This is a genomic window from Bradyrhizobium sp. CCBAU 53351 (genome assembly GCF_015291745.1).
Lineage (GTDB): Bacteria > Pseudomonadota > Alphaproteobacteria > Rhizobiales > Xanthobacteraceae > Bradyrhizobium.
The window spans coordinates 4871313-4894956 of sequence record NZ_CP030059.1; the positions used below are offsets into that span (position 1 = coordinate 4871313).

Below are 23644 nucleotides of genomic sequence, written 5' to 3' on the forward strand. Positions count from 1 at the left end.
GAATCTCGAGATTCCGGGTTCGCGCCTTCGACGCGCCCCGGAATGACAGCGCGCCATAGGGAAAGATGCCCCTCCCGAAACGATTGACCGCACTGCAATAACTGTGGCCCCGATGGCACGGGAATTGCTGAAATGTTAGGCTGGTGGCAGAACACCGTAATCGCTGCCGCGATTTGACTCTAATCAGACGGATCCAACTTGCTCGGATATCTCCTTCGCCGAATCTTCGCCGCCGTGCCCGTAATGGGTGTCGTCGCGCTGTTCGTCTTCCTCCTGCTCCGCCTCACCCCCGGCGATCCCGCCGCAATTCTCGCCGGCGACAATGCGACGCCTGAGCGGCTTGAGCGCATCCGCACGTCGCTGGGCCTCAACGAGCCCCTGATCGTGCAGTTCATCACCTGGGTGAACAAGCTGCTGCACGGCGATCTCGGGACTTCGCTAATCTCCAACCTGCCCGTCATGAAGATGATCGGCCAGCGCGTCGAGCCGTCGATCTCGATCGCGCTGTCGACCATCATCCTCGCCGTGATCGTCGCGGTTCCCCTGGGCGTGATCGCGGCGTGGAAGCACGGCACCTGGATCGACCGCTTCGTGATGGGGCTGTCGGTGCTCGGCTTTTCGGTGCCGGTGTTCGTGGTCGGCTACATCCTGATCCAGGTCTTCGCCATCGAGCTGCGCTGGGTTCCGGTGCAGGGTTTCAAGAGCATCAGCGCCGGCTTCGGACCGTTCTTCGAGCGCATGATCCTGCCGACCTGCGCACTCTCCTTCATCTACATCGCGCTGATTGCGCGCATGACGCGCGCCGCGATGCTCGACGTCCTCGGCGAAGATTACGTGCGAACGGCGCGTGCGAAAGGCATCAACGAGGTCGCCGTGATGATGCGGCATGCGCTGCGCAACGCCGCCGTTCCCGTGATCACGGTGATCGGCACCGGCTTTGCGCTGCTGATCTCCGGCGTCGTCGTCACCGAGAGCGTGTTCAACATCCCCGGCATCGGCCGCCTCACCGTGGATGCGGTGCTGGCGCGGGACTATCCCGTGATCCAGGCGATGATCCTGTTGACTTCGCTGATCTATGTCGTCGTCAATCTTCTCATCGACGTCGCCTACACCCTGCTCGATCCCCGGATCCGGTACTGAGGCAAGGACAAGGACAAACATGTCGGTCGATACCCTTCCCCAGTCGTCCATTCCGATCACGTCGCCGCTGCGGCCGCGCTTCGGCTTCCTCACCTCGACGCCCATCATCGCCACCGCAACGGTCCTGCTCGCGCTGATCATCCTGATCTCGATCCTCGCGCCGCTGATCGCGCCGCATGATCCGATCCAGCTCGCGCCTTCGCAGCGGCTCAAGCCGTCGTCCGCGCAGTTCCTGCTCGGCACCGACGCCTATGGCCGTGACCTGGCGTCGCGCGTCCTCTATGGCGGCCGCATCTCGCTGCTGATCGGCATCGGCTCGGCCATCCTGTCGATCGTCATCGGGCTCGCGATCGGTCTCGTCTCCGGCTTCTTCAAGCTGGTCGATGCCGTGCTGATGCGCGTCATGGACGGCCTGATGGCGATGCCGAGCATCCTGCTCGCCATCGCCGTGGTGTCGCTGTCCGGGGCCAGCCTCTGGACCGTGCTGATCGCGATCACCATCCCCGAGATTCCGCGCGTGGCGCGCCTTGTACGCTCCGTCGTGCTGTCGGCGCGCGAGGAGCCTTATGTCGAGGCGGCGATCTCGGTCGGCTCGTCCCTGCCGAAGATCATGTTGCGGCACCTGATGCCGAACACGGTGGCGCCGCTGATCGTCCAGGGCACCTATATCTGCGCCAGCGCCATCCTCACCGAGGCCATCCTCTCCTTCCTCGGCGCCGGCATCTCGCCGGAGACGCCGACCTGGGGCAACATCATGGCCGAGGGCCGCCAGTACTTCCAGATCAAGCCGTCGCTGATCTTCTGGCCCGGCCTGCTGCTCTCGATCGCCATCCTCAGCATCAACCTCATCGGCGACGCCGCCCGCGACGCCCTCGATCCGCGCATGAAGCAGCGGGAGGGGAAGTGAAGCAATTGACGTTGTCATTCCGGGGCGCGGCTCTTGGCGCGAACCCGGAATCCATTTCACCACATGTGCTGCGGCCCGATGGATTCTCAGGTGCGCAATTGCGCACCAGGGCTCGCGACTTTGTCGCGCCCCGGAATGACGGAGAGATTTGACGTGACCGACACCATCCTCGATATCAACAACCTCGTCGTCTCCATCGGCAAGAAGCCGAATGGGCCCAAGATCATCGACGGCATCTCGATCCAGGTCCGCGAGCGCGAGACGCTGTGTCTCGTCGGCGAAAGCGGCTCAGGCAAGTCGGTGACCTCGCTCACCACGATGGGCCTGTTGCCGAAGGGCACGCTGGTTCCCACCGCCGGCAGCGTCAAACTGGTCGGCGAGGAGATCCTCACGGCGACCGACCGCCGCCTCCGCCAATTGCGCGCGACCAAGATGGCGATGATCTTCCAGGAGCCGATGACTGCGCTCAACCCGGTCGTGCCGGTCGGCCGCCAGATCGACGAGGTCTTGCGCGCGCACACCAACCTCGACGCCAGGGCGCGCAAGAAGCGCATTCTCGACATGATGGAGCAGGTCCACCTGCCCCAGGTCGAGCGCATCTTTGCCTCCTACCCGCACCGGCTCTCCGGCGGGCAGCGCCAGCGCATCATGATCGCGATGGCCCTCGTGCTGGAGCCGAAGCTGCTGATCGCGGACGAGCCGACCACCGCGCTCGACGTCACCACGCAGAAGCAGATCCTGCTGCTGATCCGCGAGCTGCAGCGCGATCACGGCACAGCCGTGCTGTTCATCACCCACGACATGGGCGTGGTGGCCGAGATCGCCGACCGCGTGGCGGTAATGCGGCAGGGCCGGCTGGTCGAAACCGGCCCGCTCGAAACCGTGCTGCGCAATCCCACCATGGAATATACCCGCAACCTGCTGGCCTCGGTCCCGAGCCTGGTGCCGCGGGCGCCGCGCGAGGAAAGCCGCGAGCCGATCGTGCTCGAGGCCAACGAGCTCAGCAAGGTCTACAAGGAGCGCGCCTTCTTCGGCAAAGGCCGCGAGGTCGTCGCCGCCGACAAGGTGACGCTGACGCTGCGCAAAGGCCGCACGCTTGGCATCGTCGGCGAAAGCGGCTCGGGCAAGTCGACTGTGGCGCGCTGCATCGTGCGCCTGATCGATCCGACCTCCGGCGGCGTGCGCCTTGCCGGACGCGAGATCGCCGACATCTCGCGGCGTCTGCTGCAGCCGCACCGGCAGAAGATCCAGATCGTATTCCAGGATCCCTACCGCTCGCTCAATCCGCGCGTCACTGTCGGCGAGAGTATTGCGGAAGGCCCGATCAATTACGGCGTCGCGCACGCTGAGGCGATGAAGCGCGCCCGCGAGTTGCTCGAACTGGTCGGCCTGCCCGCCGATGCGGTGTCGCGCTATCCGCACCAGTTCTCCGGCGGCCAGCGTCAGCGCATCGCAATTGCGCGCGCGCTCGCGCTCGATCCGGACGTGCTGGTCGCGGACGAGGCGGTCTCCGCGCTCGACGTCTCCGTGCAGGCGCAGGTGCTGGAACTGCTCGACGAGATCCAGCAGCGGCTCGGCATCGCCATCCTGTTCATCACCCACGATCTGCGCGTCGCCGCACAAATCTGCGACGAGGTCGTGGTGATGCAGCACGGCCGCGTCGTCGAACAGGGCCCCGCCGCCGAGGTGCTGACGCATCCGAAGCAGGCCTACACCAAGGCGCTGCTGGACGCCGCGCCGGGGCGCAACTGGGACTTTGCGAACTTCCGGCCGGTGTCGGAAGGCGTCGGGGCAAGCGCCTAAGTCAACTCTCCCCTGGTCATTTCCGGGGCATCGCGAAGCGATGAGCTCTGGTGCGCAATGGCGCACCGGAGAATCCAGCGGGCCTCAGACTCTGTCGCAAGATGGATTTCCGGGCTCGCGCCAAGTGGCGCGCCCCGGAATGACGGCGGAGTGTGAGACGCAGCATTCCCAAAACAGCTTGAGGCCATGCGCGGCGCGATGGCCTCTCACCTTGCTCTCCTCGCAAAGCCAAGGCTAATTTCGCGCACTTTCCAATGCTGGACTTGAATTGATGACACGTATCGCCGTCGGCGGCTTCCTGCACGAAACCAACACCTTTGCTCCCACCAAGGCGACCTTCGCCGATTTCCAGCATGGCGGGGGCTGGCCGGCGATGACGGAAGGCGCCGACGTGCTGAAGGTGATGCGGGGCATCAATGTCGGCCTTGCCGGTTTCGTCGACAGCGCCGAAGCCAACGGCTGGGAACTCATCCCGACGATTGCTGCCGCTGCGAGTCCCTCCGCGCATGTCACCAAGGACGCCTTCGAGCGCATCGTGAAGGTGATGATCGACGGCATCAAGGCCGCCGGCCCGATCGACGCGGTCTATCTCGATCTGCACGGCGCGATGGTGACCGAGCACCTCGACGACGGCGAAGGCGAGATCCTGGCGCGCGTGCGCCGTGTCATCGGCAAGGACGTTCCGCTGGTCGCCAGCCTCGACCTGCATGCCAACGTCACGCCCGAGATGATGGAACACGCGGACGCGCTGATCGCCTATCGCACCTATCCGCACATCGACATGGCCGAGACCGGCCGCGCCTGCGCGCGGCATCTGGCGCTGCTGCTGAAGACCAGGCAGCGCTTTGCAAAGTCGTTCCGGCAATTGCCGTTCCTGATTGCGATCAGCTGGCAATGCACCAATGACTTCCCCACCAAGGGCATCTACGAAAAGCTCGCCGCCTTGGAGGCCGATGCGGTTCCGACGCTCTCCTTCGCGCCCGGCTTTCCGGCCGCCGACTTCCGCGATTGCGGCCCGAGCGTGTTCGCCTATGGCAGGACGCAAGCCGACGCCGATCGTGCGGCGGATGCGATCGTCAAGCTGATCGAAAGCCACGAGGACGATTTCGACGGCAAGATCTGGTTGCCTGACGACGGCGTGCGCCACGCCATGGAACTTGCGAAGAGCGCGAGCAAGCCGATCATCATCGCCGACACCCAGGACAATCCTGGCGCCGGCGGCGATTCCGACACAACCGGCATGCTGCGCGCACTGGTGCGCAACAGAGCGAGCGCGGCGACCGGGGCGATCTACGATCCGGAATCCGCGAAGGCCGCGCATGCGGCCGGCGTCGGCGCCACCGTCACGCTGTCGCTCGGCGGCAAGTCCGGCATTCCCGGCGACGCGCCCTACACCGAGACCTTCGTCGTCGAGCAATTGTCCGACGGCCGCTTCATCGCGCCCGGCCCCTATTATGGCGGCCGCGAGATGGAGATGGGCCCCTCAGCAGCCTTGCGCATCGGCGACGTCCGCGTCGTCGTCTCCTCGCACAAGGCCCAGCTCGCCGACCAGGCGATGTATCGCTATGTCGGCATCGAGCCGACGCAGGAGAAGATCCTGGTCAACAAGAGCTCGGTGCACTTCCGTGCGGATTTCGAGCCGATCGCTGCGAGCCTGATGATCTGCGCCGCGCCCGGCGCGATGCCGGCCGACACCGCTGCCCTGCCCTGGACGCGCCTGCGTCCGGGCATCCGCATCAAGCCGAACGGCCCCGTTTTCAACCCTCCCTCACGCTAACCGGACAGGACCCATGCCCACACTCGAGCGCATCGACGGCTACGCCGACGAACTCACCGCTATCAGGCGCGACCTCCACGCCCATCCCGAGATCGGCTTCGAGGAAGTGCGCACCTCCGGCATCGTCGCCGACAAGCTGGAGAGCTGGGGCATCGAGGTGCATCGCGGCCTCGGCGGCACCGGCGTGATCGGCATCATCAAGGGCAAGGGCTCGGGCAGCAAGCGCATCGGCCTGCGCGCCGACATGGATGCGCTGCCGATGGAAGAGAACACCAATCTGAAATGGAGCTCGAAGATCCCCGGCCGCTTCCACGGCTGCGGCCATGACGGCCACACCACCATGCTGCTCGGCACCGCCCGCTATCTCGCCGAGACCCGGAATTTCGACGGCACCGTGCACCTGATCTTCCAGCCGGCCGAGGAAGGGCTCGGCGGCGCCCGCGCGATGATCAAGGACGGCCTGTTCGAGAAGTTTCCCTGCGACGAGCTCTACGGCCTGCACAACGCGCCGGATCTCAATCACGGCGAGATCGCGATCCTGCCGGGACCTGCAATGGCCAGCGCCGACTTCTTCGACCTGCGCATCACCGGCTACGGCGCGCATGGTGCGATGCCCGAGCGCTCCAAGGACGCGGTGATCATCGCGACCACGCTGGCGCAGGCGATCCAGACCATCGTCAGCCGCAACGTCGAGCCGCTGCAGGCCGCGGTGGTGTCGATCACCCAGATCCACGCGGGCTCAGCCTACAACGTCATTCCCGGCGATGCACATCTCTGCGGCACCATCCGCACCTTCTCGAAGGAGGTCCGCAGCCTCGTCAGCGAACGCATCCGCACGATCTGCGCCGGCATCGCAAGCGCCTACCAATGCGTGATCGACGTCGACATCCGCGACACCTTCGGCGTGCTGGTCAACCAGGTCGAACAGTCCAAGGTGGTCGAGGAGGTCGCGCGCACCATCGTCGACCCCGCCAAGGTGATCACCCGCGCCCAGCCCAAAATGGGCAGTGAGGATTTCGCCGACATGCTGGAGACGATTCCCGGTGCCTATTTCTGGGTCGGCCATGACGGCTCGGTGCCGGTGCACAATCCCGGCTTCGTGCTCGACGACAAGATCCTGCCGATCGGCGCCAGCATGTTCGCCCGCATCATCGAGACGCGCATGCCGGTAGGCGCTCATGCATAAAAAGAGCGTCGAGGATGCGGTCACCTCGCTGCACGATCTGTCCGCGGTCGATCTGATCGCGGGCTATCGCGCCAAGCAATTCTCGCCGAGCGAGGTGCTGGAGGATCTGCTCGCGCATGTCACGGCATGGGAACCGCATCTGAAGGCGCTCTATGCGTTCGATCCGGACAGCGCGCGCGAAGCCGCCAAGGCCTCGACCGCGCGCTGGAGCGGCGGCGAGCCATCCGGCGCGCTCGACGGCGTGCCCGTCACGGTGAAGGACAACATCGCGACCAAGGGCGTGCCTGTGCCGCTGGGGGCAGCCAGCGTCAAGCTGGTGCCGGCCGGGAAGGACGCTCCGCCCGCCGCGCGGCTGCGCGAGGCCGGCGCGATCATTTTCGCCAAGACCACCATGCCCGATTACGGCATGCTGTCCTCCGGGCTCTCCAGCTTCCACGCGCTGGCGCGCAACCCGTGGGACCTCACCAAGAATCCCGGCGGCTCCAGCGCGGGCGCAGGGGCCGCAGCGGCGGCCGGCTATGGCCCGTTGCATCTCGGCACCGATATCGGCGGCTCGGTGCGCCTGCCCGCGGGATGGTGCGGGCTCGTCGGCCTGAAGCCGAGCTTCGGCCGCGTGCCGATCGATCCCACCTATGTCGGGCGCGTCGCCGGGCCCATGACCCGCACGGTCGACGATTGCGCGCTGATGATGAGCGTAATCGCAAAGCCCGATCGGCGCGACGGGATGAGCCTGCCTGCCGAGCCGCTCAACTGGAAGGGCCTCGAAAAATCGCCGCGCAAGCTGCGCATCGGATTGATGCTCGATGCGGGCGTCGGCCTGCCGGCGGAACGAGCGGTCCGCGACGTCGCGGTGAAAGCCGCAAAGGCGTTCGAATCCGCAGGCAGCGTCGTCACCGAGGTCGACGGCATCCTCACGCGCGAGATGCTCGACGGCCTCGACAATTTCTGGCGCGCGCGGATGTGGGACGATTTGGCGAAGCTGACACCGGCCGAGCAGGCCAAGGTGCTGCCCTACATTTTCAAATGGGGTGCGTCGGGCGCAAAACTCTCGGGCGTCGATGTCATTCGCGGCTTCAACCAGACCATGGCGATCCGGGCCGCGGCCGGAAAACTGTTTTGCGAGCTCGACTATGTGATCTCGCCGACCGCGCCGAACGTGAACTATGCGGCGGAATGGGCTTCGCCGACCAACGATCCGATGAGGCCATTCGAGCACATCTGCTATACCGTGCCGTGGAATATGTCGGAGAACCCGGCGATCTCCGTCAACGGTGGCTTCGACGCCCAGGGCTTTCCCATCGGCGTGCAGATCGTCGGCCGGCGCTTCGACGATATCGGCGTGCTCGGCATGGCCAAGGCGTTCGAGGCCCTGCGCGGCCCGCAGCGGCCGTGGCCCAAGCCGCCGGCGAAGTAGCCGCACTCTGTCATTCCGGGTTGCGCCCACTTGGCGCAAGCCCGGAATCCATTCATCGGCACTACTGGTGCGGATTGATGGATTCTCAGGTGCGCAATTGCGCACCGTAGCTCGCGCTTCGCGCGCCGCGGAATGACGTGCTAGAGAGACCGATAAAGAAACCGGGAAGGAAACCACCCATGGCGTATGAGACGATCAAATACGAGGTCGCCGAGCAGATCCTCACCATCACGCTGAACCGGCCCGACAAGCTCAACGCCTTCAACGCGCAGATGCAAGCCGAGTTGATCGACGCGTTCGACGCCGCCGACAAGGACGACAACGTCCGCGCCATCATCGTCACAGGCGCCGGCCGCGGCTTTTGCGCGGGCGCCGATCTCTCTTCCGGCGCCGACACCTTCGATCGCGACGCGCGGCGCGGGCCCGTGAAGCGCTTCGCCGACGGCAAGGTCGACTACAGCGATCCGCAGGTGCGCGACGGCGGCGGCCAGGTGACCTTGCGCATCTTCAAATGCCTGAAGCCGGTGATCGCCGCGGTGAACGGTCCCGCGGTCGGCATCGGCGTCACCATGCAGCTCGCGATGGACATCCGGATTGCCTCCGATGCCGCGCGGTTCGGCTTCGTGTTCTCCCAGCGCGGCATCGTGCCGGAGGCGGCTTCGAGCTGGTTCCTGCCGCGCATCGTCGGGATCTCGCAGGCGCTGGAATGGTGCTATTCGGGCCGCGTCTTCCCCGCCCAGGAAGCCCTCGCCGGCCGTCTCGTCAGCAAGGTCGTCGCGCCAGATGATCTGCTGCCGACCGCCCGCGCGCTCGCCAAGGAGTTTGCGGCGAAGACCGCGCCGGTCTCGGTGGCGCTGATCCGCCAGATGATGTGGCGCATGATGGGCGCCGACGATCCCATGGAGGCTCACAAGGTCGACAGCCGCGGCATCTACGCACGCGGCCGCTCGGACGACGTGAAGGAAGGCGTGGTGTCGTTTTTGGAGAAGCGTCCGGCGCAGTTCAAGAACAAGGTCTCGACCGACATGCCGGATTATTTCCCGTGGTGGACCGAGCGGGAGTACAAATAAGTTCGTAGGGCGGGTTAGCCGAAGGCGTACCCCGCCTCTTCTCTTGAGGCAGAACGGCGGGTTACGCTTCGCTAACCCGCCCAACGTCGTCGGCACTGATCAGTCCATCATCAGCGCCACACGCCCGATCGCCTTGCGGTCGATCAGGAGCCGCATTGCCTTCGCATAGTCCTGCAGCGGCAGGCGGTGTGAGATGTTGGGGCGCAGCTTGCCCTGCTCCGCCCATTGCAGCAGCGCCTTCAGGCGCACCTCGCCGAGCGCAGGGTTCTTTCGGACCGCTTCGCCGGCGCGCACACCGAGTACGCTGGCGCCTTTGATCAGCAGGAGGTTGGTCCTGGCCGAACCGATGCCGCCGGTGAAGCCAATCACCAGCAGCCGCGCGCCCCAGGCGATGCAGCGCATCGAATCTTCAAACACCTGGCCGCCGACGGGATCGAACACGACGTCCGCGCCGCGACCATCTGTGATGCGCTTGACGGCATCGCGAAACGGCTCGCGGTCGTAGCGGACGAGATGATCGGCGCCGCGCGATTTCGCGATGGCGAGCTTCTCGTCACTTGAGGCGGTCGCGATCACGATGGCGCCCAGCATCTTGCCGATCTCGACGGCCGCCAATCCCGTGCCGCCGCCTGCGCCATGCACCAGCAGCACCTCGCCCGGTTCGATCCGGCCGCGATCGATCAGCGCATGATAGGCCGTGCCATGACCGGCAAGATAGGTCGCGGCTTCCGCGTAGTCGAATGTCGACGGCATCGGCGTCAGTTGCGCTGATGTCACCACCGCCTCATCGGTAAACGCGCCGTGGCGCATCTTCACGATGACCTTGTCGCCGATGACAACGCCTTTCACCTCGGCGCCGATCTCGGTCACGTCGCCGGCGGCTTCCATGCCGGGCGTGAACGGCAGCTCCGGCTTGAGCTGATATTGGCCGGCCGCCATCAGCACGTCAGGGAAATTCAGCCCGGCGGCGCGGATCGCAACGCGCACCTCGCCCGGATTCAGGGGGCGCGACGGAAACTCCTCGAGCCGCAATTTTTCGGGCTCGCCGAGCGAGCGGCAGACGACGGCGCGCACCATCAGGCCGCGCTCGCCTTGCTGCGCAGAAGCGCCTCACGGATCAGCGGCAGGCGGTCATTGCCGAAATACATGTCGGTCTTGTTCACGAAGATCGTGGGCGAGCCGAAGCCGCCACGGGCGACGACCTCTTCCGTATTCGCCTTGAGCTGATCCTTGATCCCCTGCTCCGAGATGCCCGCGAAGAATTTTGCATCGTCGACGCCGACCTTTTTGCAGATGTCGGCAAGCACCGCGTCCTGCGAGATATCCTTGTCGTCGCCCCAATAGGCCTCGAACACCGCCGTCGCAAACGGCACCATGTCCTTGCCGAGCCAGATGCAGCCGCGCATCGCTTTGACGCTGTTCACCGGAAACACCGTCGGTGGCATCTTGATCGCAAGGCCGGCGGAACGTGCCCAATCGGCCAGATCCTTCTTCATGTAGCGCGCCTTCAGCGGCACCGGCTTCTCACGCTGCGCATAGACGCTCGGGTTGACGGTGTTGAAGATGCCGCCGACCAGGATAGGCCGCCAGACGATCTCGGCGCCCAGCTCCCTGGCGAGCGGCTGGATGTTGTGGAAGGCGAGATAGGTCCAGGGGCTGGAGCAGTCGAAGAAGAATTCGATCATGGTGGTTCCTCATGTCTGTCATTGCGGGATGCGCCGAAGGCGCAGGCCCGGAATCCATTTCGCCTCTCGTTCCGCGGCCCGGTGGATTCCGGGCTCGCGACTGCGTCGCGCCCCGGAATGACGGTGCCTACTTCCGTCCCAGCACTTCCTTAGCCTTCTGCCCGAACATGATCTTGCGTGATTCCTCGTCGAACGGCTCTTTCACGAATTTGCCGATCGCAAGCCCGGCCTGCACCTGCGGCCTCGCGCGGACCTCGGCATACCAGCGTTTCACGTTCGGATAGTCGTCGAGCGTGAAGCCCTGCGCCTTGTGGGTCATGGTCCAGGGGAAACAGGCGATGTCGGCGATGGAATAATCGCCGGCGATAGAGGCGCCGGTCTTCTCCAGTTGCCGGTCGAGCACGCCATAGAGCCGGGCCGCCTCGTCGCGATAGCGCTCGATCGCGTAAGGAATCTTCTCCGCCGCATAGAGCGCGAAATGCCCATGCTGGCCGAGCATCGGACCGAGGCCGGCCATCTGCCACATCACCCACTGGATTGCTGTAGAGCGGCCGCGCAGGTCGGCCGGCAGAAAGCGGCCGGTCTTTTCCGCGAGATAGATCAGGATCGCGCCGGTCTCGAAGGCCGAGAACGGCTCGCCGCCGTCTGCGGGTGCGTGGTCGACGATGGCGGGGATGCGGTTATTGGGTGAGATCGCCAGAAACTCAGGAGCGAACTGCTCACCCGCGCGGATATTGATGGGCTTCACCGTATAGGGAAGCCCGAGCTCCTCCAGCATGATCGAGATTTTCCAGCCGTTCGGCGTCGGCGCGTAATAGAGGTCGATCATGACCTTTCCCTTGGCGTTCCCTTGACATTCCCTTGGCATTTCTCGTCGTCGCGGCCGGAATAGAGAGCGACTTTCGTTGTTCTGTACCTCGACGTTAGGACATGGCAGGAAGGGGCGCAACATAACCTGCCGGGAGGGCCGCCATGCTGTTTCCAACCACGATCGCCGGCTCCTTGCCGAAGCCGGAATGGCTCGCCGAGCCCAATATGCTCTGGGCTCCCTGGAAATCGCAAGGCGAGGAGCTGCTCCGTGCCAAGCGCGACGCGACGCTGATCTGGCTGAAAATCCAGGAGGACGCCGGCGTCGACATCCTCACCGAGGGCGAGCAGGCCCGTCAGCATTTCGTCCACGGTTTCCTGGAGAAGATCGACGGCATCGATTTCGCCCACAAGATCGAGATGGGCATCCGGAAAGATCGCTACAAGGCGATGGTGCCGCAGGTGGTCGCGCCGCTTCGTCTTAGGGATCGCGTCCATGCCTTCGAGGCGCGCGTGGCGCGCACGCACACCAAGAAGAAACTGAAGTTCACGCTTCCCGGCCCGATGACCATCATCGACACCATCGCCGATCGCTATTATGGCGATCGCGTCAAGATGGCGTTTGCTTTCGCCGAGCTGCTCAACGAGGAGGCCAAGGCCTTGCAGGCCGACGGCGTCGATCTCGTGCAGTTCGACGAGCCCGCCTTCAACGTCTACATGGACGAGGTCAATGATTGGGGCATCAAGGCGCTGGAGCGCGCCGCGCAGGGCCTGACCTGCACCACCGCCGTGCACATTTGCTACGGCTACGGCATCAAGGCCAATACAGACTGGAAAGAAACGCTCGGCACGCAGTGGCGGCAATACGAGCAGATCTTTCCGGCGATCGATGCGAGCCCGATCCAGCAGGTCGCGATCGAATGCCGCAACTCGAAGGTCCCGCTCGACCTGCTCGCGCTCCTGAAGAACAAGATCGTGCAGGCCGGCGTGATCGATGTCGCCAGCGACACAGTGGAGACCGCCGAGGACGTCGTGAAGGTGATCGAGGCCGTGTCGAAATTCGTGCCGAAGAGCAACATCATCGCCACCACCAATTGCGGCATGGCGCCGATGCGGCGCGAGATCGCCGAAGCCAAGCTGATGGCGCTCGGCGCCGGCGCGGCGCTGGCACGCGAGAAGCTGGGGTGATGGCCGTGATCCGGACGCTCTGCTAATCCAGAGCCGTCGGATGCAGCGCCGGCCGATATCCGGCGCTCAGCGCCCGCAATGTGGACGGGGGCGTCAGCAGCATCGCGTTCTCCAGCGCGTGCTCGGCGCGGGCATAGCCAGCTGGCGACCATAGCAGCGACCGGCCTTTTGTTATCAGAAAGCTCTGCTCGCCCTGCTGCAGCATCGCGCCGTCGGGCAATTCTGCGAGCGGCACCGGCAGTGGGTGCAGGCGCTTGCGGCCATGGTCCAGACGCTCCAGGTGCAGTTGGGCGTCCATCGCCTTCGCGCTCACCTTGCTTGCACCATTGCCCTTCTCCCAGGCCGCGCGGAAGCTGTTGGCATCGTCGCGGCGGCAGAAGAAGCAGGGGCGGTGGCCCGCGGCAAAGGCGGTGGCTTCGTCGAGAAAGAACAGCTCGGTCCAGCTCCGCCGCGCCATCACCGGCCGCCGCCATCCCCGGAATTCGCACAGGCATGTGATCCAGGCCGGCGATGACCAGCGCTTGTTGAGCAGCGTCTTCGTCGCGGGATCATGGATGATGCCGCGATTGCCGGTGAAGAGGCCGCGATGCGGGGTGGCGATAATGTCGCCGGTGGGCGTGACGCGGTTTTGCAGGGGGCGAGTAGCGAATGGCGAATTGCGAGTGGAGGGGCTGCTACTCGCCATTCGCTACTCGCCATTCGCCTTTGGTCACGCCGCGCCGTCGCGCAGCGGCGGGTGGTAGGACAGCGCAGTGTCCCAGGGGAAGAATATCCAGGTGTCCTGGGAGACTTCGGTGATGAAGGTGTCGACCAGCGGGCGGCCCTTCGGCTTGGCGTAGACGGTGGCGAAATGCGCATCGGGCAGCATCTCGCGCACCAGCCTGCCGGTCTTGCCGGTGTCGACGAGGTCGTCGACGATCAAGAGGCCCTTGCCGGTGCCTCCACCGAGCTTCATGGCCTGCTCCGAAATGCCCTTGAGGACCTGCAGCTCGCCCTGCTTGTCGTGATCGTAGCTCGCGATACACACCGTATCGATCACGCGCACGCCGAGCTCGCGCGCCACGATCGCGGCCGGCACGAGGCCGCCGCGCGTGATCGCGATCACCGCGTGGAACGGACCGACCTCGTTGAGCCGCCAGGTCAGCGCCCGGCAATCCCGGTGGAATTGATCCCACGAGACCGGAAAGGCCCTGCCCGCCCGCTCCTGTGCGCTCAGTTCCGGTGCTTCACCAGCCATCATCGTCTCCTGCATCGTAAAACGTCCGGCAAGCCGGGGCTTAGCGGCTGACGTTCAATCCTGCCAGCATCTCCTTCACCGCAGCCATCGCTGCCGCCAGCTTCTCGGGATCGCGCGAGCGCACCACCAGATTGGTGTTGGGCTTCTGCTCCTCGTCCATGAAGGGATAGCTGCCGATGATGGTGTCGGGATGGGCGGCAGCGATCGCCCGCAGCGGGCTGCCGATATCGCCCTCGCGCGCATTGGCGCGCACCGTGTCGGAGAGCATGCGCACGCCGGATTTCAGCTTGGGCGCCACGATGTCCATCATCGCCTGCATGATCGAGGGCACGCCGGCCATGACGATGACATTGCCGATCTTGAAGCCGGGCGCGAGGATGGTCGCGCTCTGGATCAGCTCGGCACCGTCGGGAATGCGGGCCATGCGCAAGCGGGCCTCATTGAGATCCTGCTCGCTCCAGCGCTCGCGGAAACGGGCGACGACCTCCGGATGGTGGTCGATGCCGACGCCGAACGCCTTAGCGACGCTGTCGGCGGTGATGTCGTCATGGGTCGGCCCGATGCCGCCGGTTGTGAAGACGTAGGTGTAGCGATGCCGCAGTGCATCCAGGGCCGCGATGATGTCAGGCTCGTCGTCGGAGACAACCCGGACTTCCTTCAGGTCGATGCCGATATTGGTCAGGTATTCGGCGATGAAGCCGATATTCTTGTCCTTGGTTCGGCCGGACAGGATTTCGTCCCCAATGACCAGAATGCCCGCCGTGACGATCTCGCTCATAACTTCAGTCCCTCACCTATGGCGCCGACTTTGCCGAGGTAACGCGTTGAAGTCACGCGGTTTTGCTGCCGAAATAAGCAGTCCTCAGCCATTTTTTCAGGCATGCCGCCGGCCATATCCGGCAAATGCCGTCCGTCCATGCTTATCGCGCTGGCCCGGCCCTTGCTACCGCATGAAAGTCATGCACTCTTGCCGCATGGCCAGGACGATGCGGCTTCACTGGGGCCTTGCGGCCTGACCAGCGGCGCAACGCCTTGCGGAGACAAGTCGGGATCTATGGCAGTCGCGTTTGATGAAATGAACATCCCCGGCGGGGAGCTTCGCCCCGCCTATCAGGAGCTGGCGCGCTGGCTCAAGGAGACGCCCCCCGAGGCGCTCGAATATCGCCGCCAGGAGGCCGAGCTCCTGTTCCGCCGCATCGGCATCACCTTCGCGGTCTATGGCGAGGCCGAGTCCACCGAGCGCCTGATCCCGTTCGACGTGATCCCACGGATCATGTCAGGCAAGGAATGGACGCTGCTGGAGAAGGGCCTGAAGCAGCGCGTGCGCGCGCTCAACATGTTCCTGCGCGACATCTATCACGGCCGCGACATCCTCCGCGCCGAGATCGTGCCCGACGACCTCATCTTCCAGAATCCGGTGTTCAGGCCCGAGATGAACGGCCAGCAGGTGCCGCACGACGTCTATGTGCACATCGCGGGCATCGACATCGTCCGGGTCGACGCCGAGGACTTCATCGTGCTGGAAGACAACGCCCGCACACCCTCGGGCGTCTCCTACATGCTGGAAAACCGCGAGATCATGATGCGGCTTTTTCCGGATCTGTTCGCCCGCCACAGGGTGGCGCCGGTCGAACGCTATCCGGACGAGCTGCTCGCGGCGCTCCGCTCGGTGGCGCCGCAAAGCGCCTCGGGCGAGCCGACGGTGGCCCTGCTCACCCCCGGCGTCTACAACTCGGCCTATTACGAGCACTCCTTCCTCGCCGACAAGCTCGGCATCGAGCTGGTCGAGGGCCGCGATCTCATCGTCAAGAACAACGAAGTGTTCATGCGGACGACGGAAGGGCTGAAGCGGGTCGACGTGATCTATCGCCGCGTCGACGACGACTTCCTCGATCCCCTCACCTTCCGTCCCGATTCCGTGCTGGGCGTGCCCGGGCTGATGTCGGCCTATGCGGCCGGCAACATCACGCTCGCCAACGCCGTCGGCACCGGCATCGCCGACGACAAGGCGATCTACTCCTACATGCCCGACATCGTGAAATTCTATCTCGGCGAGGAGCCGATCCTGAAAAACGTGCCCACCTGGCGCTGCCGCGAGCCGAAGGATCTCGCCTATGTGCTGGACAACCTCAGCGAGCTCGTCGTCAAGGAAGTTCACGGCTCCGGCGGCTACGGCATGCTGATCGGCCCTGCTGCGACGAAAGCCACGATCGAAGCGTTCCGCGAGAAGCTTAAGCGCGAGCCCGAAGGTTTCATCGCGCAGCCGACGCTGGCGCTCTCGACCTGCCCGACCTGCACGGCATCAGGCCTTGCGCCGCGCCACGTCGACCTCAGGCCCTTCGTGCTCACCGGCAGCAAGCGCACCACCATCGTGCCGGGCGGCCTGACACGCGTCGCACTGAAGGAAGGCTCCCTGGTGGTGAATTCGAGCCAGGGCGGCGGCACCAAAGACACCTGGATCCTGGACGAGTAGATCGATGCTGTCGCGTACCGCCGAAAACCTCTACTGGCTCGCCCGCTACGTCGAACGGGCCGAATATCTCGCGCGCACCATCGATGCGACCTTGCGCGTCACCGCGCTTCCCGCCGCCTATATCGGCAAGACCAATGAATGGGACTCGGCGCTGCTCACCGCCGGCGTCGCCGCCAGCTTCTATCAGACCTATGAGGAAGCCAACGAGCACAACGTCGTCGACTACCTCTCCTTCTCGGCGGACAACCCGTCCTCGATCAGGAACTGCATCGAGGCGGCGCGGCTGAACTCGCGTTCGGTGCGCACCGCGCTGACCAGCGAGATGTGGGACACCATCAACTCGGCCTGGATCGAGCTTCAGGCGGTCTGGAGCAAGGGCACCTCGACGCGCGAGGACCTCGCAAAGTTCCTGCGCTTCGTGCAGGAGACCTCGCTGCGCTTCGACGGCTCGGCCTACCGGACCATGCTGCGCAACGACGCCTATTGGTTCTCGCGGATGGGCGTGCATCTGGAGCGCGCCGACAACACCGCGCGCATTCTCGACGTGAAGTATCACGTGCTGCTGCCCGAGGAGGAGCATGTCGGTGGCCCCCTCGACTTCTATCAGTGGAGCTCGATCCTGCGCTCGGTCTCGGCGCTGACGGCCTATCACTGGGTCTATCGCGAGACGCTGAAACCCTGGCTGATCGCGGACCTGCTCATCCTCAACGACACGCTGCCGCGCTCGCTGGCCAGTTGCTACGGCAATCTCGTGCGCAACCTCGACCAGATCGGCGTCGCCTATGGCCGCCAGGGCGCGGCCCAGCGCCACGCCCGCGGCATCCGCAACCGGCTGGAACACAGCAACATGAACGACATTTTCCAGCACGGCGTCCATGAATTCATTCAGGAATTCATCACGGACAATTCCAGGCTGGGCGAAATCATCACGAAGCAGTATTTGATCTGATGTCCCTCGACTGACGAAATGGGATAGCGTCATGGCCGGGCTTGTCCCGGCCATCCACGTTCTTGCTTCCACGCGAGGAGGAAGAACGTGGATGCCCGGGACAAGCCCGGGCATGACGAGTTCCTTTGCGGCTGCAGTCGGGCCTAACAACCAACGACACGGTCCACCATGCGCCTGCGAATCCTGCACACCACGACCTATCGCTACGAGCCGCCGGCGACGAGCGTGATCCAGATCCTGCGCATGACGCCCGGCAGCCATGACGGGCAATATGTGGCGGAATGGCAGATCGACGTCTCCACGGACACCAAGCTCGACACGCATGAGGATGCGTTCGGCAACGTCACGCATGTGCTGTCCTGCGGTCCCGTCGGCGACATCCAGATCACCGCCGAAGGGCTGATCGAGACCCACGACACCGGCGGCGTGCTGCGCGGCACCGACGAACGCTTTCCGGCGGGCATGTTCCTGCGCTCGACCGACCTCACCTCCGTCAACCCGGCGATGATGGCAGTGGCGCGTCAGTTGCGCAGCGAGGCCGAGAGCGACACGCTCGGCTTCCTGCATGCGCTGATGACCCAAATTGGCGATCACATGACGTTCGACGAGGACCCGACCCATAGCGGCACCTCGGCGGCGGAGGCGTTCACGCTCAAACGGGGCGTCTGCCAGGACTACGCGCACATCTTCATTGCCTGCGCCCGCGCCGGCGGCGTGCCGGCACGCTTCGTCTCCGGCCACTTCCTGCGCGCGGACGGTCTCTCGCATCAGGACGCCGGGCACGCCTGGGCGGAAGCCTTCGTGCCGGATCTCGGCTGGGTCGGCTTCGATCCCGCCAACAGCATCTGCGCCACCGACGCCCATGTCCGCGTCGCGATCGGGCTCGACTATCTCGGCGCGGCGCCCGTGCGCGGCACCCGCTATGGCGGCGGCACGGAGACGCTGACGGTGGCCGTGAAGGTCGAGCAGGCCGGCCGCGGCGGGCCTTCGCAATCGCAGCGGCAGAGCTAGGCGCCGCCGTCGGATCGCATCGGCCATGCTACACTCGCGGGATCAGCCCCCCGCGAGGTCCCCATGGCCACTGTCAAACTGCTTTCCGACGATGAACTCTCCCCTGAAGCGCGCGCCGTCTTCGACGATATCCGCAAAGTGCGGAAGTCGGACTTCGTCAACAATTTCTGGCGCGCGCTGGCGCATGATCCGAAGACGCTGCGGCGGACCTGGAAGAGCATCAAGGAGGTGATGGCGCCCGGCGCGCTCGACCCCAAGGTCAAAGAGATGCTCTATGTGGCGGTGTCGATCGCGCATGGCTGCAGCTATTGCATCCATTCGCACACCGCCGCCGCACGGGCCAAGGGCATGACCGAGGCCGAATATGCCGAGATGCTCGCCATCGTCGGCATGGCCGCGGAGACGAACCGGCTGGTCACGGCGCTCGGCGTGCCGGTCGACGAGGCGTTTCTGGTCGATGCGGCGGACTGAGGTCCCGCCCCGGGCAATCGGGGGTTTCATGCCTCCTTGAAATTGGCTAGTAATTCCGCGCAAACGCGTTCGGGGACTGGAAATGACCTATTGCTGCGGAATCCTGGTTCGGGACGGTCTGGTGATGATCGCCGACACCCGCACCAATGCCGGCCTCGACAACGTCTCGACCTTCCGCAAGCTGCACATCTTCTCCAAGCCCGGCGAGCGCATCATGGCGATCGCCAGCGCCGGCAACCTCGCCATCAGCCAGTCGGTGCTCTCCACGCTGACCGAAGGCCTGGAGGACCCCAACACGGGTGAGCTCGAGACGCTGATGAACGCGCCGACCATGTTCCAGGCCGCCCAGCGCATCGGCCGGGCGATCCGCGCGGTGCACGCGACCGAAGGTCCGGCGCTGCGATCCGAGGACGTGTCCTTCGACGTCTCCTTCCTGTTCGGCGGCCAGATCAAGGGCTCCCGGATGCGCCTGTTCATGATCTACACCGCCGGCAATTTCATCGAGTGCACCACCGACACGCCCTATTTGCAGATCGGCGAGCACAAATACGGCAAGCCGGTGCTCGACCGCGCCATGCATTACGACGTCGAGCTCTACGAAGCGCTGAAGACCGGCCTGATCTCGATGGATTCGACCATGCGCTCGAATCTCGGCGTCGGCCTGCCGATCGACGTGCTGGTGGTGCGCGCCGACGCCTGCGAGGCCGACCTCAACCACCGTATCGAGGCGGGCGAGCCTTATTTCCACGACCTGCGCTCGCGCTGGTCGGCGGCGCTGCGCGCCGCGCATCAGAACATCCCACGCCCGCCCTACAAGAACGAAAAAGAACCCAAAACCTGACAGCTCAAGAGAAAAGGCAGGAAACGATGAGTGAAGCAAAGAAGATCGCCCTGGTGACGGGCGCCGGCACCGGCGTCGGCCGCGCGGCCTCGCTGGCATTGATGAACACCGGCTTCACCGTGGTGCTGGTCGGCCGCCGCCTCGACATGCTCGAGGAGACCGCGAAGCTCGGCCCCGCGGGAAAGAGCCTGTGCGTCACCGCCGACATGACCAAGCCGGATTCGATCGCCGCGCTGTTCGACAAGGTGAAGGCCACCTATGGCCGCCTCGACGTGCTCTTCAACAATGCCGGCATGGGCGCGCCCGCAGTGCCGTTCGAGGACCTCGGCCTCGAGCAGTGGCAGGCGGTGGTGAACACCAACCTCACCGGGCCGTTCCTGTGCACCCAGCACGCCTTCCGCATCATGAAGGACCAAACCCCGCGCGGCGGCCGCATCATCAACAACGGCTCGATCTCGGCGCATGCGCCGCGGCCGTTCTCGGCAGCCTACACCTCGACCAAGCACGCCATCACTGGCCTGACCAAGGCCTCGAACCTCGACGGCCGCATGTACGACATCGCCGTCGGCCAGGTCGACATCGGCAATGCCGCGACCCCGATGACCGACCGCATGGTCAACGGCCCCGGCGTGCTGCAGCCTGATGGCACGACCAAGCACGAGCCGCGCATGGACGCCAAGGCGGTCGGCGATGCCGTCGCCTACATGGCCGGCCTGCCGCTCGATGCCAATGTGCTGACCATGACGGTGATGGCGACGAAGATGCCGTTCGTCGGACGGGGCTAAATCAAAAAAGCGAAAACAACCCCATGCACAGTAGGGATCTCTTTGATTTCCCTACGCTCTGTCCACGGCCGTGCCCCGGACGCTGCGCGGCATGAAATGACGCGCTGCTGAGCCGGGGCCCACGCCGCCCCGATCTCGTTCTTGGAGAGCCGGGACCCGAGACCATTTCCCTACTCCAGGCTCTCCACCTGGCGCAGGCTCGGAAACAGCTTCATCCAGAGCAGCGCCACGGCGACCGTGGCGACGCCGCCGAAGACGGCGGCAGGCATGGCGCCGAGCAGCGCGGCGGCGACCCCGCTTTCGAACTGGCCGAGCTGGTTGGAGGCGTTGATGAAGAGGAAGTTCACCGCGCCGACCCGGCCGCGCATCTCGTCGGGCGTTGCGAGCTGCACCAGCGAGAAGCGGATCACGACACTGATCGTGTCGGCGGCACCAAGCACGGCGAGCGCCAGCACCGACAGCCACATCCAGGACGACAGCGCGAACACGATCGTGGCGAGGCCGAACACGATGACGGCCTGGAACATGCGCAGCCCCACATGGCGCGAGATGGCGTGACGCGCCAGCACCATGGTCATCAGCAGCGCACCGACCGCGGGCGCCGCGCGCAGCACCCCTAACCCGACCGGGCCGGTCTGCAGGATGTCGCGGGCATAGATCGGCAGCAGCGCGGTGACGCCGCCGAACAGCACGGCGAACAGATCGAGCGAAATGGTGCCGAGGATCGCCGGATTGCTGCGGATGAAGCGGACGCCGGCGAAGATGTTGTCCGTCTCCGTCCCTTCCTTTGCGATGGCCTGCGGGCGCGGCCGGATGAAGCCGGTCAGGATCATTCCGAAGATCCAGAACAGCACCATCACGGCATAGGCGAGATGCGGGGCGATCGCATAGGCGAAGCCACCCAGAGCCGGCCCGGTGATGGTCGCGACCTGCGCCGCGCCGCTGGACACGGCGGTGGCGCGCTGCAGCGATCCCTGCGGCGCGATCGCCGGCAGCAGCGCCGCCGTGGTCGGGCTCTCGAACGCGCCGGCGATGCCAAGCACGAAGGTCGCGACGAAGATCTGAACCTCGCCGACGGCGCCGAGATAGGTGATGATTGCGAGATAGAACGCGGTCGCGGCCTCCACGGCCTGACAGAGCTGGACCACGCGTTTGCGCTCGAAGCGGTCGGCGGCGTGACCGGCAACGAACACGAGCAGCGCGGTCGGCAGGAACTGGACGAGGCCGACCATGCCGAGATCGAAGGCCGACCCTGTCAGATCGTAGATCTGCCAGCCGATCGCGACCGCCGCGATCTGGCTGGAAAAGCGCGACAGGCTGCGCGAGAGCAGGAAAAACAGGAAGGCACGGTGGGCGAGAAGCGCGCGGGCGCTGACCTGTGGATGTCCGGATATTGGCTGCTCTGGCATCGCCTGCTGGGTCACCCTCGGACCGCTCTTCCCCTCGATGTCGAAGGCCTCCGCGTGACCGAGGCGGACCCGCTTGTCAACAGCGGGACGCACCCCGGATGTCCCGGCATTGCCTTTGCAGCGCAGGCGCGGCCATAATCACTGAGGGTTTGGGGACATCATGCTGCGCTTGCAATCGGCACTCGGCATTTTCGCATTGCTGTTGATCGCCTTCGCATTGACGGAGAACCGGCGCGCCGTGTCGCTGCGACAGGCGGCGATCGGTCTCGTCGTCACCGTCGTCACCGCGATCATGCTGCTGAAGCTGCCGGCCGTCGCGCATGCCTTCGGCGCCATCAACGATGCGGTCGGCGCGATCTCCGCGGCCTCGCGCGCCGGCTCCGCCTTCGTGTTCGGCTATATCGGCGGCGGCCCCCTGCCGTTCGATCTCAAAGTGCCGGGCGCCGATTTCGTCCTGGCGTTCCAGGCGCTGCCGATCGTGCTGGTCATGAGCGTGCTGACGACGCTGCTGTTCTACTGGCGCGTGCTGCCGCCTGTTGTTCGCGGCATGGCCTGGCTGCTGGAGCGGACGTTAGGGGTCGGCGGCGCGGTGGGCCTGTCGACCGCCGCCAACATCTTCCTCGGCATGGTCGAGGCCCCGCTGTTCGTGCGGCCTTATCTGGCGCAGATGACCCGCAGCGAATTGTTCCTGGTGATGACCGGCGGCATGGCGGGCATCGCCGGCACGGTGCTGGTGCTCTATGCGACGCTGCTTGCTCCCCTCATCCCGGACGCCGCCGCACATTTCGTGATCGCGTCCGTGCTCGGCGCGCCGACCGCGATCCTGATCAGCCTGATCATGGTGCCCGAAACCTCCGACAAGCGCACCGGCGGCACGCTGGAAGATCCCGAGATGGAGATTGCCAGCACGATGGATGCGATCGTAAAGGGCACCAGCGCGGGGATTGAGCTGCTGATCAACATCGTCGCCATGCTGCTGGTGCTGGTGGCGCTGGTCTATCTCGTCAACGCGATCCTCGGCCTGCTGCCTCAAATCGGCGGTGCCGCCATCTCCCTGCAGCGCCTGCTCGGCCTCGTGATGGCGCCGGTGTGCTGGCTGATGGGGTTGCCGTGGGATCAGGCCGTCACCGCCGGCAGCCTGATGGGCACCAAGACCGTGCTCAACGAATTGATCGCCTATGTCGACTTCTCGAAGCTGCCGGAAGGCGCGCTTGATCCGCGCTCGCGCCTGATCATGCTCTACGCGATGTGCGGCTTCGCCAATTTCGCCAGCCTCGGCATCATGATCGGCGGCCTGGGCGTGATGGCGCCGGAGCGGCGCGAGGAGATCAACGCGCTCGGGCTTAAGTCGATCGTGTCGGGGACGCTGACGACGTGCTTGATGGGCGCGGTCGTGGGGGTGTTGGCGTAGGTTTCTCCGCCGTCATTCCCAGGCGCGCGTAGCGGCGAGCCCGGAATCTATTCATCCACCGTCTCCGCCGCTCAATGGAT

General features: G+C 65.2%; 22 protein-coding genes. 15 read left to right on the top strand and 7 right to left on the bottom strand.

What is annotated here, in order from left to right:
* Window positions 1–198 precede the first annotated feature (198 nt).
* From XH83_RS23105 to XH83_RS23135, 7 genes are all read left to right on the top strand, one after another.
* Window positions 199–1140: an ABC transporter permease gene (locus tag XH83_RS23105; RefSeq protein ID WP_194403027.1), complete on the top strand. Its 942-nt coding sequence runs from the start codon at window positions 199–201 to the stop codon at window positions 1138–1140.
* A 19-nt stretch (window positions 1141–1159) separates the two neighbouring features.
* Window positions 1160–2047, top strand: a complete 888-nt coding sequence (locus XH83_RS23110; protein WP_194403028.1) for an ABC transporter permease — start codon at window positions 1160–1162, stop codon at window positions 2045–2047.
* 153 nt (window positions 2048–2200) lie between these two features.
* The gene (locus XH83_RS23115; RefSeq protein ID WP_194403029.1) at window positions 2201–3850 is read left to right on the top strand and encodes an ABC transporter ATP-binding protein; all 1650 of its coding nucleotides are present in this window, start codon (window positions 2201–2203) and stop codon (window positions 3848–3850) included.
* A gap of 271 nt (window positions 3851–4121) precedes the next feature.
* Window positions 4122–5627: a M81 family metallopeptidase gene (locus XH83_RS23120; RefSeq protein ID WP_194403030.1), complete on the top strand. Its 1506-nt coding sequence runs from the start codon at window positions 4122–4124 to the stop codon at window positions 5625–5627.
* A gap of 13 nt (window positions 5628–5640) precedes the next feature.
* Window positions 5641–6813, top strand: a complete 1173-nt coding sequence (locus XH83_RS23125; RefSeq protein WP_194403031.1) for a M20 aminoacylase family protein — start codon at window positions 5641–5643, stop codon at window positions 6811–6813.
* Window positions 6806–8227, top strand: a complete 1422-nt coding sequence (locus tag XH83_RS23130; RefSeq protein ID WP_194403032.1) for an amidase — start codon at window positions 6806–6808, stop codon at window positions 8225–8227. The genes XH83_RS23125 and XH83_RS23130 overlap by 8 nt, the downstream gene beginning before the upstream one ends.
* Window positions 8228–8406: 179 nt before the next feature.
* A complete protein-coding gene (locus tag XH83_RS23135) occupies window positions 8407–9297 on the top strand; it encodes a crotonase/enoyl-CoA hydratase family protein (protein ID WP_194403033.1) in 891 nt (296 codons plus the stop codon).
* 99 nt (window positions 9298–9396) lie between these two features.
* Here the strand turns inward: XH83_RS23135 and XH83_RS23140 are convergent, their stop codons facing one another.
* From XH83_RS23140 to XH83_RS23150, 3 genes are all read right to left on the bottom strand, one after another.
* Window positions 9397–10374 carry an NADPH:quinone oxidoreductase family protein gene (locus tag XH83_RS23140; RefSeq protein ID WP_194403034.1) on the bottom strand — a complete coding sequence of 326 codons (978 nt, stop codon included), beginning with the start codon at window positions 10372–10374 and terminating at the stop codon, window positions 9397–9399.
* Window positions 10374–10982, bottom strand: a complete 609-nt coding sequence (locus XH83_RS23145) for a 2-hydroxychromene-2-carboxylate isomerase (protein ID WP_194403035.1) — start codon at window positions 10980–10982, stop codon at window positions 10374–10376. Before XH83_RS23145 ends, XH83_RS23140 begins: the two co-directional genes overlap by 1 nt.
* Before the next feature lie 127 nt (window positions 10983–11109).
* Window positions 11110–11811, bottom strand: coding sequence for a glutathione S-transferase N-terminal domain-containing protein (locus XH83_RS23150; RefSeq protein ID WP_194403036.1), 702 nt, complete (start codon window positions 11809–11811; stop codon window positions 11110–11112).
* Between the two features lie 143 nt (window positions 11812–11954).
* On the opposite strand from XH83_RS23150, the gene XH83_RS23155 reads away from it, so the two are divergent.
* Window positions 11955–12977 (top strand): methionine synthase, encoded by a 1023-nt coding sequence (locus tag XH83_RS23155; RefSeq protein ID WP_194403037.1) that lies wholly within the window; start codon window positions 11955–11957, stop codon window positions 12975–12977.
* A 22-nt stretch (window positions 12978–12999) separates the two neighbouring features.
* Here the strand turns inward: XH83_RS23155 and XH83_RS23160 are convergent, their stop codons facing one another.
* Genes XH83_RS23160 through XH83_RS23170 form a run of 3 tightly spaced genes read right to left on the bottom strand, consistent with a single transcriptional unit; the run spans window position 13000 to window position 14992 of the window.
* The gene (locus XH83_RS23160) at window positions 13000–13662 is read right to left on the bottom strand and encodes a hypothetical protein (RefSeq protein ID WP_194403038.1); all 663 of its coding nucleotides are present in this window, start codon (window positions 13660–13662) and stop codon (window positions 13000–13002) included.
* A gap of 24 nt (window positions 13663–13686) precedes the next feature.
* On the bottom strand, window positions 13687–14214 hold the full coding sequence (gpt, locus tag XH83_RS23165; RefSeq protein ID WP_063195254.1) for a xanthine phosphoribosyltransferase: 528 nt from the start codon (window positions 14212–14214) through the stop codon (window positions 13687–13689).
* Between the two features lie 40 nt (window positions 14215–14254).
* A complete protein-coding gene (locus XH83_RS23170) occupies window positions 14255–14992 on the bottom strand; it encodes a molybdopterin-binding protein (RefSeq protein WP_194403039.1) in 738 nt (245 codons plus the stop codon).
* Between the two features lie 276 nt (window positions 14993–15268).
* On the opposite strand from XH83_RS23170, the gene XH83_RS23175 reads away from it, so the two are divergent.
* The 6 genes from XH83_RS23175 to XH83_RS23200 all read left to right on the top strand — a co-directional run bounded on the left by XH83_RS23175 (window position 15269) and on the right by XH83_RS23200 (window position 20744).
* Complete coding sequence (locus XH83_RS23175) at window positions 15269–16687, top strand: circularly permuted type 2 ATP-grasp protein (protein WP_194403040.1); 1419 nt, start codon at window positions 15269–15271, stop codon at window positions 16685–16687.
* 4 nt (window positions 16688–16691) lie between these two features.
* Window positions 16692–17636, top strand: coding sequence for an alpha-E domain-containing protein (locus XH83_RS23180; protein WP_194403041.1), 945 nt, complete (start codon window positions 16692–16694; stop codon window positions 17634–17636).
* A gap of 168 nt (window positions 17637–17804) precedes the next feature.
* Window positions 17805–18647 carry a transglutaminase family protein gene (locus XH83_RS23185; protein WP_194403042.1) on the top strand — a complete coding sequence of 281 codons (843 nt, stop codon included), beginning with the start codon at window positions 17805–17807 and terminating at the stop codon, window positions 18645–18647.
* 63 nt (window positions 18648–18710) lie between these two features.
* Window positions 18711–19118 (top strand): carboxymuconolactone decarboxylase family protein, encoded by a 408-nt coding sequence (locus XH83_RS23190; protein ID WP_194403043.1) that lies wholly within the window; start codon window positions 18711–18713, stop codon window positions 19116–19118.
* A gap of 82 nt (window positions 19119–19200) precedes the next feature.
* Window positions 19201–19959, top strand: a complete 759-nt coding sequence (locus tag XH83_RS23195; protein ID WP_194403044.1) for a proteasome-type protease — start codon at window positions 19201–19203, stop codon at window positions 19957–19959.
* Window positions 19960–19985: 26 nt separating this feature from the next.
* Window positions 19986–20744 carry an SDR family oxidoreductase gene (locus tag XH83_RS23200; RefSeq protein WP_194403045.1) on the top strand — a complete coding sequence of 253 codons (759 nt, stop codon included), beginning with the start codon at window positions 19986–19988 and terminating at the stop codon, window positions 20742–20744.
* A gap of 170 nt (window positions 20745–20914) precedes the next feature.
* Here the strand turns inward: XH83_RS23200 and XH83_RS23205 are convergent, their stop codons facing one another.
* The gene (locus tag XH83_RS23205) at window positions 20915–22153 is read right to left on the bottom strand and encodes an MFS transporter (RefSeq protein WP_194408376.1); all 1239 of its coding nucleotides are present in this window, start codon (window positions 22151–22153) and stop codon (window positions 20915–20917) included.
* Window positions 22154–22313: 160 nt separating this feature from the next.
* Between XH83_RS23205 and XH83_RS23210 the strand changes: the two genes are divergently transcribed.
* Window positions 22314–23564: a NupC/NupG family nucleoside CNT transporter gene (locus XH83_RS23210; RefSeq protein ID WP_194403046.1), complete on the top strand. Its 1251-nt coding sequence runs from the start codon at window positions 22314–22316 to the stop codon at window positions 23562–23564.
* The last annotated feature ends 80 nt before the right edge of the window (window positions 23565–23644 follow it).